The following is a 14369-nucleotide window of genomic DNA, read 5'->3' on the forward strand; positions in this document are numbered from 1 at the left end:
TAGCTTATGCCAACCACCGCCTCCCAAGAAATTTTTAATGAAGCCATACACCATCTCAACAATGGCCAGGCACCAAGAGCCATAGAAATTTGCCAAAGTGCCTTGGTACGCAATAGCAATGATGTAAATATGGTTGCTTTATTAGGCGCATGCTATTTACAAACCAATGACATAAGCGCCGCAGAACAACAACTTAACAAAGCTATAGACTTGGCACCTACTTTTGCCAAGCCCCATGAAGACCTAGGTTTATTACTAGTTAATGATGATCGCTACGAAGAGGCTATACCCTTATTGCAAAAAGCGGTGCACTTGGACTCACAATTAGACGTGGCATTTTTTAACTTAGGCAAAGCTTTAGCCGCTGTAGGCCGGGGTAAAGAAGCCGACCAAGCGTATGAAGCAGCATTTAACTTATCCCCCGAAAGAAAAGCCATGGCCATGGCTGCCAAGGCCCAAAAAGAAGGTCGCTTAGAGGATGCTGAAAAAGGCTACCGCGAAGTACTAAAAAGCAACCCCGATAATGTTGACGCCCTACGCATGCTAGCGCAACTAGCCTCTGCAGCAGCGCATTATGATGATGCCGAGCGATTCTTAAAGCGTGCAGTAGCTAAAGCCCCCGATTTTTTATTAGCTTTGCTAGACCTAGGGGAAATCTATAAAAATCAAAACCGTTATCATGAAGCGGTAGACACCTTCAAAAAAGCCATTGCCATTGCCCCCAACCGCCCCAAAGCCTATTTACAACTAGCCAGCACACTGGCCCCAGCGTCCGATCCAAAGGAAGCCATCGCTATATATCAACGCTGCCTAGAGATAGCCCCCGGCCACCCCGGCGCCCTACTGAGCATGGCACACCAACTAAAAACCGCTGGCCGCTTAGACGAAGGCATTAAGGCCTATGAAGATTGCATACAGTCCCGGCCCGACAATGGTGAAACCTATTGGAGCTTAGCCAATTTAAAAACCTATAAATTTAATGATACACAAATTGCTGAAATGGAAAGCCGCTCAGCGCAACAAGACATACCCGCCAGTTCACGTATTAACTTCTTATTTGCCCTAGGCAAAGCCTTTGATGATAGAAAAGACTATCAAAAAGCTTGGCACTATTATCAACTAGGCAATAATGAACAGCGCGCAGAAATCAACTATGACCCGGTACACACCGAAGTCACTAACGACAAAGTCATTGCCACTTTCACCGCAGACTTAATTGCAAAGTATGCAGGCCTAGGCAACAGCGACAAGGCACCCATTTTTATCGTCGGCCTACCCCGCTCCGGCTCCACCTTATTAGAGCAAATTATCGCCAGCCACAGCCAGGTTGAAGGCACCTCTGAGCTGCCCTATTTAACCAGGGTGTCGACCTCACTGAGCAAAAATCGTGTTGATGGCGTTAATTACCCCGAAGCGGTACTAGAACTAAAAGAACGCCATTTAAAACAGCTAGGGCAGGATTATCTTGATGCGGCAGAAATTCATAGAGTAGAAAAAACCCCCTACTTTATTGACAAAATGCCTAACAACTTTCCTCACCTAGGTTTTTTACACTGCATCTTACCCAATGCAAAAATCATTGATGCCAGACGCAACCCTATGGATGCCTGTGTCGGTAACCTGCGCCAACTTTATGCCAAAGGGCAAAACTTCGCCTACGACCAAACCGATATAGGCGAATATTATTTGCAATACCAACGTCTAATGGACCACTGGCATGAAGTGATGCCCGGTAAAATTCTGACCTGCCAATATGAAGAAACCGTGGCTGACTTAGAAGGCCAGGTAAAACGTATTCTGGAATACCTAGAACTACCTTGGGAAGACAGCTGCGTAAACTTTCACGACAACGACAGAGCCGTACGCACACCCAGCTCAGAGCAAGTACGGCAACCCATATACACCCGCAGCATAGGCAAATGGCGTCGTTATGAATCAGAGCTGGAAGAGCTCAAAGAAGTTTTAGAAGATGTGTTGCCTAGATATGAGAAATATTTGTCAGCCACTTAGTGGCTGAGCTATAAGCTGTAAGCTACAAGGAAAACAGCAACCATCTTGCCGCTTACCTGAATGATACTTACTTAAGCCATATTTCTTCACTGCTTCGTCATACCGGCGAAAGCCGGTATCCATATTTAACAGCTGGATTCCGACTCGGAGGCCGGAAGAGCCTGCCCCGTGAGCGTAGCGAGTGCTTTGGGTATGACTCACACTTTTTGCTTAAATAAGTGCCATTCGCCTCTTACCTCTTGTAGCTTATAGCTTATAGCTTATAGCTTATAGCTAAAATCATCAGCCTAAGCTGATGATTTTCAAAAAGGCCACAGCTCTAAACCATGAATTGCATTACGTATATCCATGGTTAAATTCACCTGCGCAAAAGTCTTTCGCGTGTCGACGTTATGTAAAGCTATGGTCGACGGTGAAGAGCCACCGGCGATAACGCCATTGCCTACGTCACATAAACCGCGACCAAAACCGGACCTAGCTATACGGGTGTCGTCCATCTCGGTATTTAATAATTGCTCGGGGGCATACTGTGGCACGTTAAAACAAAGATGCTCATCATCTTCTATCACATAGCGCACCACATCAGAGGCGGTGTCGTTAAAAATAACGCCATCGCGATACGGCCTAGCATTGTGCATACCTTTAGGCAGAGAGATTAGTTTTTCTACTCGCCTACCATCAAAGCGTAGCAAGCCACGGGTTTTTAAGCCGCTAATATATAAACCTTTGGCATCACAAAACACATTATTTATATGCAGCTCATTACTTTGCGAAACCGCTTTCTGTAAATTGGGATTAAAAGTGCCGCCGCCATAGCCCGCACCATTAGCCAGCTCTTTAATTTGTAAACCAAAACAAAACTGATTGTTATCTAAATCAAACGCCAAGATGGCATCGAAGCCCGTAGACGTTAAATACAAGCGACGTTTGTACACAGAAATTTCATGGCAGTGCATTAAGCCCGGGCATTTATAGGAGGCTACCTGCTTAAAATCTGGGGTGTATTCAAACAACTCATTACTAGCGGCAATAAACACTCTATCGCCATCAAAGGCTATACCTCGTAAGCCCCTATCCCAACCACGGCCCTGCCAGTCTATATCGGAAGTGTTCCAATCAACCACCTGTAAGGTTTTCTCATGCTCAAAATCTACTAAATAAACACCACCATGGCTCTCACCTTGGTGGCTACCTCGCACTACGGAGGTAGCAATTAATTTGGTCATAAAGCTCTCAAATTCTGGCTAGTTATTATGATTGTTGAGCCTGCATTTGCTGCATTCTTTGCAATTGCTCTGGCGGGACATAGTCGAAAATAAAAGTAATTCTATCCTCTTTGCCCTTGTTCATAACGCTGTGTTGGTTTTGGTTATTAATTTCGTAGGCGCGGCCAACAGCGAGGCGATTGGGTTTGCCGTCTATCATAAAGCGCACCCGCGAATTAGTGGTGATGGGTATGTGTATTCTGTGGCCTACATGAAAGGAGGGGTGCGCATCAACATGAGGCTTGATAACACCACCCACCAATAACTTAGCGGCCATGGCACGAATAATGGTGCCGCCTGGCGGGTAAAATTCTTCTATGATGCTATGCATTAACGGCATGGCTACATCGGCCAACAAGTCCCAGCCCGATTCTTTCGACACCTCGATATTAGGCCAGCCCTTGCCATCGGTAAAAATCATGACCACCGATTCGGTAAGCGTATGTACATCATACTGCTTTTGCCTATAGGAATTTTCAACCCAGACCTGGTCCTCAAAACCCAGCACGCGCTCAATTAACGCAGTGCTATCTACCTCGCCCAAATCCCGCAGCGGAACGCCTATATCCATTCCCTAACCCTCATGCATTATTATTTTCACTGCTGAAACCATAATCACCGCAAGCAGCTAGGTCAACAGGAAATTACTAAGCGCTATAAAAACCCCTGATAACTATATGAAAATATTTTTATAACGCCAGTTTAAGCACTATCTACTAGGGTAAATACAGTGTTTCCGACGTATTTACTGACTGAACGCTTATTCATGGGTTTTTTAATCAACCCCCTATTGGCAATCAAAATTTAATCGACTAAGGTGAGTGAAGGTATGATCCTATAACACCTATAACAATAAAATAAACACTGGAGACAGAATGAAAAAGAAGCTCCCCCCTACGAATAACCTACCCTATCGCCGTAAGGCCTTAGCCGCGCTCATTTCCAGCACGGTATTGGCGTTACAATCCGCCCATGCAGCTCCGGTACTCGAAGAGGTCATTGTGACCTCAACCAAAGAGATGCAAAACCTGCAAGATGTACCGCAGTCCATCACCGCCTTCACAACGTCCGACATTGAAAAACAAGGCTTTGTTGGCATCGATGAATATGCCAAAAAAATCCCAGGCCTAGCTTTTTCACGACGTGAGCCCGGTGGCACCTCGGTAGTGTTCCGTGGCGTAGTGGCCTCGGCCATCTCATATGGCACCAACTCTTCCAGCTCCGTGTATTTGGATGAGCAGCCCATCACCTCTGATGGCGCCAATGCCAACCCACGTATGATAGACATAGAGCGCTTAGAAGCCTTGAGCGGCCCACAGGGCACGCTGTTTGGTGACTCGTCGCAATCTGGTGCCTTGCGTATAATCACCAATAAGGCTGACCCCTCCGGATTTAGCGCTTGGGTAGAAGGTGACTTAGGCTATGTAGAGCATGGCGAAGCCGAAGGCGGCATTAGCGCCATGGTTAACATCCCCATTAACGATAATATGGCGATACGCTTAGTTGGCTTTTCCTATGAAGAAGCGGGCTATATAGACAACGTACTGCAAGCCAACCCAGCTGGTAGCCAATTCGCTAGTGGCGGACCATTAGGCTTTGATAACAGCGCCAACGCCAAAGACAACATCAACTCAGCCACCGAAAGCGGCGGCAGAGTAGCTTTACACTGGGATATTAACGACGATTGGTTAATGGACTCCATGGTGGTATACCAAAAAACCGAAAACGATGGCTTTAGTGATACCAACTTAGATGTAGGTGGGCTGGAGCAGGTACGCTACAACGATGAGTACTCAGAAGACGAATGGTATCAAGTAGGCCTCACCTTAGAGGGTGATTTAGGCTTTGCCACCGCTGTTGTGAGTGCAGCCTACTTTGAGCGTGAAAGCTTTTACCAAGCCGATGCTACAGATTATTTCACAGACTTCCAAAACGAATCGGATGATGCCGAAGCCCTTTATAATGCAACCCACCCAAACCCTTATTACGGGCATTACGAGGTAGATGCTGACTTTAAATTCTACGACTTTGGCGCCCTAGCTGGCTCAGCACCTGGCAACTATAACGGTAGACCCAGAGCCAAAGCCTCTGAAGACTCTGAAGAAGATCGCTTTAGCCTAGAAGCCCGCCTGCAGTTTAATGGTGAAGACGGTGACTGGGACGCTATTGTTGGCGTGTTTTACAATAAAACTGATAGCAAAACGACTTTCAGGTCGGGCACTGCTGATTTTGGTGAAAGCAAGAATGCCTATTACTTTAATTACTATGCTGACGATTCGCTTAACGGTAAGCCTGACGGCAGCTGGTATGGGGTAGACAGTGACAGTTGGTTCTTTGGCGTGTATGAAGGTACAGTCAAAGACACCGCCCTATTCGGCGAAGGCAATTTTGACATCACTGAAAACATCACTATCACCGCCGGTGGCCGCTGGTATGAAAATGAGCGTGATAGAACCTTATTTCAAGGTGGCTTAACCCCTACCGGATTAGACCCCGACGTTAACCGCGATTACATTAGCAATATAGGTGCAACCAAAGTTAAAGAAGATGGCTTTGTCGGTAAATTAGGCATTCGCTATAACATTGACTACGACAAAATGATATTTGCCACTTACTCGGAGGGCTTCCGTAGTGGTGGTGGTAACGCATTAAAATCCAATTCAATAATCGATAGAAGCTTTGACTCAGATTTCTTAATTAATTATGAGGCGGGCTTCAAAACCTCGTGGATGGATAATCGACTGCGGGTTAATGCCGTGGCATACCATATGATATGGGAGGATATCCAAATACAGGTCAATGATCCGCAACCGGCAGTATTCTCAACAGGGGTGATTAACTTTGCTGAAGCGACAATTGACGGCCTTGAACTAGAGGTTGTTTTCGCCGCTACCGAAGGCCTAGAACTCAGCTTAACCTATGCCTACCTAGACGCCGCTTTATCCAAAGATGAGATTGCCTTTGGTGACAGTGCTACCCCAGTTGTTATAACTGATGGTACTCGGCTACCTATATCGCCCGATCAAAAAGGCAGCTTAGGTTTGGAGTATAACTTCCAAGAGCAGTGGCTGGGCATGGACCCCTACGTGAAGTTTGATTACAGCTATGTGGGTAACTCCGTCAACTCTGTTGCTGGCCTAGGAGCCACGGCACTTGAAGGTTCCGTTGTCGAGCAGGATCACTACGAAACCATGGACTTTGCTGTAGGCATGTCTAATGAAGAGTGGAGCGGCAGCCTTAAACTAGAGAATATGTTTGACGAACGCGCTCAGCAATTCTTTAACGAGCGCTGGGGTACCGCGAAGAGGGTCTCGATTAACAAACCGAGAAACCTAACCTTAACGGTAAGGCGCAGCTTTTAATTAGCTAAGCTAGCCACAAAAAAAACCCCTTGCATGCAAGGGGTTTTTTTTTGCCTGTTATATTTATAACCGTTAAATGATAGGCGTATTTCAAGAATAAAATATCAGTAATGCAAAAACTAAAGCTAGGTTAACGCCGCAATCAATCGACGAATAAAGCTATTCATAGCAGCGACTTGCTCTAGGGCAATAAACTCATTGGGCTTATGCGCCTGCTCTATATTACCAGGGCCGCACACCACGGTGGGTATGCCTAGACGCTCGGTAAACAAACCGCCCTCAGTACCAAAAGTAATTTTTTTAAGCCCCTGCACATCGGTTAGGCCTTTAACAAAGTTAACCACTTCTTCATCGGCTGGGGTAAACATGCCGGGGTAACCAGATAATTGATTAAATTCAAAACCACTGTCTTTATCCACCGCCGTCATTTCTGGCTGCAAGGTATTAAAAGCGTAATTTTTAATGTCTTCTAATAAAGGCACTGGATCCTGCCCGGGAATGTTACGAATTTCAAAATCGAAAGTGCATTCTTTAGGTACAATATTTAAGGCGGTGCCGCCGTTAATTTTTCCGGTATGCAAGGTGGTGTACGTCACCTCAAAGCCTTCTTCATGGGGGCCTTGATCGGCTAATTGCTTGCCGAGCTTGCGTATATACACCACCAACTCAGCGGCATAGTCCACTGCATTAACACCAGTATGCGGCAGGCTTGAATGCGCCTCTAAGCCTTTTACCGTAACCCGCTGTGCTAATTTACCTTTGTGGGCATTCACTACTTGCATGCTGGTGGGTTCACCCACTATGCACATGGCGGGTTTGATAGGCATGTCGGCCATCATTTTTAATAAATGCCTTACCCCTACACAGCCTATTTCCTCATCAAAAGAAAACGCTAAATGCACCGGCGTTGTTAAATTCGCACGCAACATTTCTGGTACAAAAGCCAAAGCTATGGCAATAAAGCTTTTCATATCAGCAGTGCCACGGCCGTAGAGCAAGCCATCCTTTTCTACCACAGAGAAAGGATCAGTATGCCAATTTTGGCCGGTAACAGGCACCACATCAGTATGGCCAGACAGCATCACACCCGGCACATCTTTCGGCCCTATGGTGGCATATAAGTTGGCTTTGCTTTGCTCGGGGTTATAAACCAGTTGCGACTCCACACCAAAGCTTAATAAATAGTCACGCACAAATTCAATGAGCTCTAAATTGGATTTATAGCTAGTGGTATCGAATTGAATCAGCTTTTCTATTAGTTCTAAACTTTCTATATCAGCCATGTTTGCTCTTAGGTTTGTGGTTTAGCTTGTTTACTAAAGGGTTTCAATACAGCGCTATTAAGCTGGGTCACCGGGCACGCCATAAGGGTCCGAATTTTCAGGTGTTACTGAACGGGTGATATAGGCTTGCATTTGCGGCAGATAATTTAACCAAACACTGTGTAGCTTGTTGATGGCGTAGTCGGGCTCGTCTTCCCAATCAACACGCAAGTTGACTACTGGCCAGCTAGTATCTGCTGCGGCTACCAATAAACCCGCAGAGTGGATGGGGCCAGCTTCACCACCAGCGTCTAAACCCGCTGCTATGCCAGCCAATAAACGTTCTGGCAAGCTACCTACAGCCTGCTCAAAAGCGGCGACCATGGCAGCGGGTATTTCAGTATTGGCTAGCATATTGCCCATGGCTACACAGTCTTTACCTTCTGCCATAGCGTTAATGCCTAAGGTTTCGTTGCCGCTAAAGCAAGCCGTGCCGCCGTTTTTATCAATAAGGCCCAGCTGACGCCATTGTACTTTCTCTGTTTCATTGACCACTTGCGCCATGGCCTCTTGCGCCGACAAACCCTGCTCACATAAATCAAGCAACCTTGGGCCTAATTCGGGGTCAGTAATATTTTGGCTTTGCGCCGCACCTACCGCAGGCCTTACAAAAGAACAGCGGCTGGCAACACAAATACTAGATGAAGTGACTACCGTGCCCATCATGCCGCTCTCTGGGCATCTTGCTACTAAAGAGAAAGTCATAGATTAATCCTATTCTTTTAAAACACAAAACCAGGCTCGCGATAATAGCCCGGTTATAAATTTACCGTAACAAAGCCAAAGCCTTAACAACTATGAGTGGCAGTATTACTCAGGCTGCCATGTAATCCGGCTTCTATTTAACCCGGTTGCTATTTAATCTGGCTGCTATTTAATCTGGAATGACGGCAATAATGTCTATTTCCATTAACCACTGCGGCTGTGCTAGGCCCGACACCACTAAGCCCGTGGAGATGGGGAATACCCCTTTCAGCCATTTGCCCACTTCAGCATAGACGTCTTCACGAAAACGAGGGTCAGTGATATACGTGGTCGTTTTGACAATATGGCTCATATCAGAGCCTGCCTCTTTCAATAGCTGTTTAACATTTTTCATGGCTTGTTCGGCCTGGGCGGCAGGATCGCCCAAGCCAACCAAGTTTCCTTCAAAGTCTGTTCCTACTTGGCCGCGGACGTAAACGGTATTTCCCGCCCTAACAGCCTGACAAAGATCATTATCCAACTTTTGGTTGGGATAGGTTTCTTTAGTATTGAACATTCTTATCCGTTCGTGTGTGGGCATTGCTATATTTCCTCTATGTATTAGCGCTTGCAGCGTAGCATGCTGCTTGCAGGCAAGAATAAGCATCCTCGTTTGATTAATAAAATATTATTATTTGATTAATAAGATCAATTTAATCAATGCTAATCGATGCTGAACAACGCTAGAAATCGCCACTATGCGCTATCGCCTACAACGATAAGCTTATTATGCCGTCTGGGCTGGGTCATATTTTCTGGCTTTAAAATTTCCGCCAACTGCTGATCGGTTAGTAGGCCATCGCGCCTAATCAAATCAATAATATTGGCACCGGTATCCAAGGCCTCTTTCGCTATGCGGGTTGAGGCTTGGTAGCCCAAGTAGGGGTTCACCGCCGTTACTATACCTATACTGTTATACACCATATTTTTGCAGTGTTCTTTATTAGCGGTAATACCCGCTATACACTTTGTTGATAAGGTGTTTAAGGCATTGGTTAAAAATTGCATAGAGCGCAAAATATTAAACACAATAACAGGCTCCATTACATTCAGCTCTAACTGACCTGCCTCTGCCGCCATGGTCACCGTTAAGTCGTTACCTATCACTTGATAGGCTACCTGATTAACCACCTCGGGGATAACCGGGTTGACCTTGCCAGGCATAATAGAGGAGCCGGGCTGCATGGCTGGCAGATTAATTTCATTAAAGCCTGCTCGCGGGCCGCTGCTCATTAAGCGCAAGTCGTTACACATTTTCGACACTTTAATAGCCGTGCGCTTTAACAAGCTAGAAAGCAGCACAAAATCACCCATATCACTGGTTGCTTCGATCAAGTTACTGGCTTTAATAAAGTGCATATCGGCTATCCAGCACAATTCTTCTATGGCTAGGCTGGAGTATTCGGGGTCCGTATTAATACCCGTACCTATGGCCGTAGCACCCAAGTTTATTTCCCTAAAACTGGAGGCCGTTTCTTTAAGTTTTTCTAAGTCTTCTTTGAGGTTGGCATAATAGGCTTCAAACTCTTGCCCCAAGGTAATAGGCACCGCGTCTTGCAATTGGGTACGGCCCATTTTTATCACATCCGAAAAATCAACCGCCTTCTGCTTGCATTGGTAGCCTAAACCGGCAATGGCTTCATACAATTCAGGGGCCGACAAGATTAAACACAAGCGTATAGCAGTGGGGTAAACATCATTAGTCGATTGCGATAAGTTAACATGGTTATTGGGGTTTACTATATCGTAGCGGCCTTTTTCATAGCCTAGTATTTCTAACGCTCTATTGGCTATCACCTCATTGGCATTCATATTGGTAGAGGTGCCTGCCCCGCCCTGTATCATATCCACTACAAACTGATCGTTGTAATGCCCGGCTATTACGTCATCACAGGCACTAGCGATAGCGTTGGCAATTGTTAAATCAATTAAACCCAGTTTGATATTGGCTTTAACGCAGGCTTTTTTTACCATCGCCAAGGCTTTAACAAAGTGTGGGAAGTCACCTACTTTGATATTGCTAATGGCAAAATTTTCTACCGCGCGCAGGGTTTGCACGCCATAGTAAACATCCCAGGGCAGTTGACGTTCACCGATCAGATCGGATTCAATACGGATGTTGGATTTTTTTTTAGACACAGGGCACCTCTTACGATAGACGCAATAATAAAAATAAAGAAATAAATAGAAAGAGGCCTAGCACTGCAACCAATCCATCAACGCAGGGCCCGCCTCAAGAAAAATAAGCTTAGTCGTTCATGGCTTCACTAACTGTGCTGGGCTCAAACAACCCTCGCTTCATCACCAGTTTCACCCATAGGGCCGCTAAGATACAGCCCACTAACAGCACTGAACCGGCGATTAACATCACCTGAAATTCTAACTCTTCAGAAGGCGCGGCGTGGATAATGCCGTAGATCATGCCCGCTATGCCTAGCAACTGTGGTAAAGGGTAGAAAGGGGTTTTAAAAGGGCGCGCCATATTCGGTAAACGGTGGCGCAACACCATTACGTCGACATGAGCAATAATATAAGCCACCAACCAGGCTATAGCCGCCCCGGTAAGCAATAATAAAATAGCATCGGCATTGCGGCCGTAAATCAATATGGGCAGGCCGGTGACCGCAGCAATAAACACGATGGCAGCCCAGGGCGTTTGATGTTTTTTATGCAGGCGTTTAAATACCGAAAAAGTTTGTCCATTATGTGCCATGCCATAAATCATGCGTGGCACTGCAGCTAAAGAGGTATTAACGGTGCTGCAGGTTGCAGTAATTGCCGCCACCGTTAAAAACACTAAACCTTTTTCACCAAATACCGCTTTTACAAATTCTAAGTGTGGCAGAGCGGCAGTGGTTAATGTTTCTGCAGGCACATACAGCATCGCGCCTAAGCAATACAATATATAAATCACAAAAATAATGGTGACACCGGCTAACATGGCTCGCGGTATATTTTTTTCAGGCTGCTTGGTTTCTTCTACTAACGGACAAACAAACTCGGCCCCCACAAACCCCCACACCGCTAAAGCAACTAAGGACAGCACGCCCCAACCCATGGGGTTAATTTCTGTGGTCAAATCAATACCCGGCTGTGGCTCGGCAATACCACCGTATACCGATAAGCCACCTATTAATAATAAAAACGTAATCATGGTATAGGCCAACACCGATTGCAGGCTGGCAAATATATCCACACCTTTAATATTTAACAGCATGAAGGCAAACAACAAACCAAAGGCCACCACAAAAGGCGGGAATAAACCGGGGAATAAATGCTCCAGCAACAAGTCTATAAGCACTAATTCGGCAGAGGTGGCAAACATAGCCACCACCACATAACCGGAGAACACCGCCACAATCGCGGGGAAGTGCCCTATCGCCACCTCGGTATAGGTACTTAAGGTACCCGCCCTAGGAAACATCAACGCCAGCTCAGAAAATGAAAACACATAGGACACTGCTAATAAGTAGCCCAAGCCCATAGCAATAAAAAAACCCAGCCCAGCAAAGCCAGCCCCTTGTAGCATGATAACCATCACACCCTGTGACACCACCAAACCTATGGCCACAGCCAGTAACGACTTAAAGCCTAAAGTGCGCTTAAAGCTGTCTTTTTTTATTATGGTTTCTTGTTTCATTGTTATACCCTGGCATTAAATTCTGACATTAAGTTCTGGCATTAATGCGCTTAGCTAAAGTCTATCCAAGTGGTTTTTACTTGGGTGAATTTATCAAACGCATGTATGGATAAATCCCTACCTATACCCGATTGTTTATAACCACCAAAAGGTGTCATCGGGCTTAGCGCATCAACGGTATTCACCGATACAGTACCTGCCTTAATTTTGCGGGCAACTCTATGGGCTCTATTGAGGCTATCTGTCCACACCGAGGCTGCCAAACCATAGGGCGTGTCATTGGCGATGGCTATAGCCTCCTCCTCGCTGTCAAAGCCTATTACTGATAATACCGGCCCAAACACTTCTTCGCGGGCTATAGTCATTTGATTGGTAACATCGTTAAAAATTGTAGGCTGCACATAAAGGCTAGAGCCATCGATAGTCGCACCACTACCGCCAGCAACAGCTACACAACCCTCAGTCTTAGCGCGTTCAATTAAGGAGATGATGCTATCGACCTGCTTGCGATTAACGATAGGCCCCATGGTGGTTTCTGGGTTTAGCGGATCGCCTAACACTACCGCCTTGGCGCGGGCTATCATCTTTTCTACAAATTCATCTTTAATAGAATTTTCTACTAATAAACGTGAATTGGCCGAGCACACCTCACCTTGATTAAAGAAAATACCAAAGGCTGCTTTATCGGCCGCCTTCTCTAAATTTTCGCAATCGGCAAAAATAACATTAGGGCTCTTGCCGCCTGTCTCCAGCCACACGGGCTTCATATTCGACTCGCTGCTATAGCGCAAGAATAACTTACCCACTGCCGTTGACCCGGTAAACGTCGCCACATCAACATCGTTATGTAAGCCCAAGGCTTTACCCGCCACATGGCCATAACCTGTCACAACATTAAATACGCCCTTGGGCACACCAGCGTCTATCGCTAACTCAGCTAAACGCAACACCGAGTGCGGCGATTGCTCAGCAGGCTTGACGATAACACTGTTACCCGCCATCAATGCCGGTGCCAGTTTCCAGATTGCTATATCTAGGGGGAAGTTCCAAGGCACTATCGCCGCTATCACGCCTATAGGCTCACGGGTCATGGTGGCTAAAGCGCCATCACCGGTGGGGGCAATTTCATCATAAATTTTATCGGCTGCTTCCGCATACCAGGTCAATATAGCCGAGGCACCCATCACATCAACATTGAGGGCATCCATAACCGGCTTACCCATATCCAGGGTTTCCAGCAGCGCTAGCTCTTCTTTATTATCAATAATTAATTGCGCCAGTTTTAACACGATGGCTTTGCGCTCGGAGGGTGTTTTACCCGCCCATACACCGCTATCAAAGCTGCTGCGAGCACAGCTTACTGCCGCATCTACATCGGCCTCATCACAGGCGCTCACCTCTGCTAGCAACTGTTCAGTAGCAGGGTTAATCACCTCATAAGTCGCAGCCGATTGGGCCGCACGGTATTCGCCATTAATAAAGGCTAGGTTTTTTAGGGTGATCGTTTTTGCTTTGGCTTGCCAAAATGCGTAGCTATGGTCAGTCATTGTTATATTCGCTCTTTGCTAGGGCCTATTGGGCAGTGGAAGCCTAGACCTATTACAGTGCGATCGAGTCTGCGCGTTTTGCTGGGATATTTAAAATATAAAAAGACGTGGATCTAGATAACATTTACTTATTTAGGTAAATGCCGTTATCGGCATCTATATAGCACAACCTGCTTGAAGGAAAACTCACATATAAACAACGGATAAACAGCAGCATCCCCACCTGTAACCAGCGCTTTCCAATGCCGTAATACACCAACACCCTTACATAATTTTTTTTAATACACTTACAAAGTTAATGATATTTTACCAATGCAGCATTTCCCCATAAGCTCACTCAGCAATCGAGAATACTGCCACTACCGCTTAGCCCGTGTGTCTATAAACCACCAGCACAGCGGCCATACAATATTCTCTAGGCGCTTATATCAATAGATTACAACTGCCGATTGCAACAATTACTCACCACATCTGACGCA

The 14369-nt window shown here is 46.1% G+C and carries 10 protein-coding genes; 2 read left to right on the forward strand and 8 right to left on the reverse strand.

Annotation, left to right across the window (positions count from 1 at the left end):
* Positions 1-6 precede the first annotated feature (6 nt).
* The gene (locus tag B067_RS0100160; protein WP_019528013.1) at positions 7-2010 is read left to right on the forward strand and encodes a tetratricopeptide repeat-containing sulfotransferase family protein; all 2004 of its coding nucleotides are present in this window, start codon (positions 7-9) and stop codon (positions 2008-2010) included.
* A 302-nt stretch (positions 2011-2312) separates the two neighbouring features.
* On the opposite strand, the gene B067_RS0100165 is transcribed toward B067_RS0100160, so the two are convergent.
* Both B067_RS0100165 and B067_RS0100170 read right to left on the reverse strand, forming a co-directional pair.
* Positions 2313-3236 carry a hypothetical protein gene (locus B067_RS0100165; RefSeq protein ID WP_019528014.1) on the reverse strand — a complete coding sequence of 308 codons (924 nt, stop codon included), beginning with the start codon at positions 3234-3236 and terminating at the stop codon, positions 2313-2315.
* A gap of 25 nt (positions 3237-3261) precedes the next feature.
* Complete coding sequence (locus tag B067_RS0100170) at positions 3262-3846, reverse strand: aspartyl/asparaginyl beta-hydroxylase domain-containing protein (RefSeq protein WP_019528015.1); 585 nt, start codon at positions 3844-3846, stop codon at positions 3262-3264.
* 304 nt (positions 3847-4150) lie between these two features.
* Here B067_RS0100170 and B067_RS0100175 point away from each other — a divergent pair, with 304 nt between their 5' ends.
* On the forward strand, positions 4151-6637 hold the full coding sequence (locus B067_RS0100175; protein WP_019528016.1) for a TonB-dependent receptor: 2487 nt from the start codon (positions 4151-4153) through the stop codon (positions 6635-6637).
* Positions 6638-6762: 125 nt separating this feature from the next.
* On the opposite strand, the gene argE is transcribed toward B067_RS0100175, so the two are convergent.
* The 6 genes from argE to B067_RS0100205 all read right to left on the reverse strand — a co-directional run bounded on the left by argE (position 6763) and on the right by B067_RS0100205 (position 13890).
* Positions 6763-7920 (reverse strand): acetylornithine deacetylase, encoded by a 1158-nt coding sequence (gene argE, locus B067_RS0100180; RefSeq protein ID WP_019528017.1) that lies wholly within the window; start codon positions 7918-7920, stop codon positions 6763-6765.
* Between the two features lie 57 nt (positions 7921-7977).
* The gene (locus B067_RS0100185; protein ID WP_026244308.1) at positions 7978-8664 is read right to left on the reverse strand and encodes a DUF1028 domain-containing protein; all 687 of its coding nucleotides are present in this window, start codon (positions 8662-8664) and stop codon (positions 7978-7980) included.
* Between the two features lie 169 nt (positions 8665-8833).
* Positions 8834-9244, reverse strand: coding sequence for a RidA family protein (locus tag B067_RS0100190; protein ID WP_026244309.1), 411 nt, complete (start codon positions 9242-9244; stop codon positions 8834-8836).
* A gap of 155 nt (positions 9245-9399) precedes the next feature.
* Entirely contained in the window at positions 9400-10842 is a 1443-nt protein-coding gene (aspA, locus tag B067_RS0100195) for an aspartate ammonia-lyase (RefSeq protein ID WP_019528020.1), read from the reverse strand.
* A gap of 109 nt (positions 10843-10951) precedes the next feature.
* Positions 10952-12343: an APC family permease gene (locus tag B067_RS0100200; RefSeq protein WP_019528021.1), complete on the reverse strand. Its 1392-nt coding sequence runs from the start codon at positions 12341-12343 to the stop codon at positions 10952-10954.
* A 50-nt stretch (positions 12344-12393) separates the two neighbouring features.
* A complete protein-coding gene (locus B067_RS0100205; protein WP_019528022.1) occupies positions 12394-13890 on the reverse strand; it encodes an aldehyde dehydrogenase in 1497 nt (498 codons plus the stop codon).
* Positions 13891-14369: the final 479 nt, after the last annotated feature.

The sequence above is a fragment of the Dasania marina DSM 21967 genome (genome assembly GCF_000373485.1).
GTDB lineage: Bacteria > Pseudomonadota > Gammaproteobacteria > Pseudomonadales > Dasaniaceae > Dasania > Dasania marina.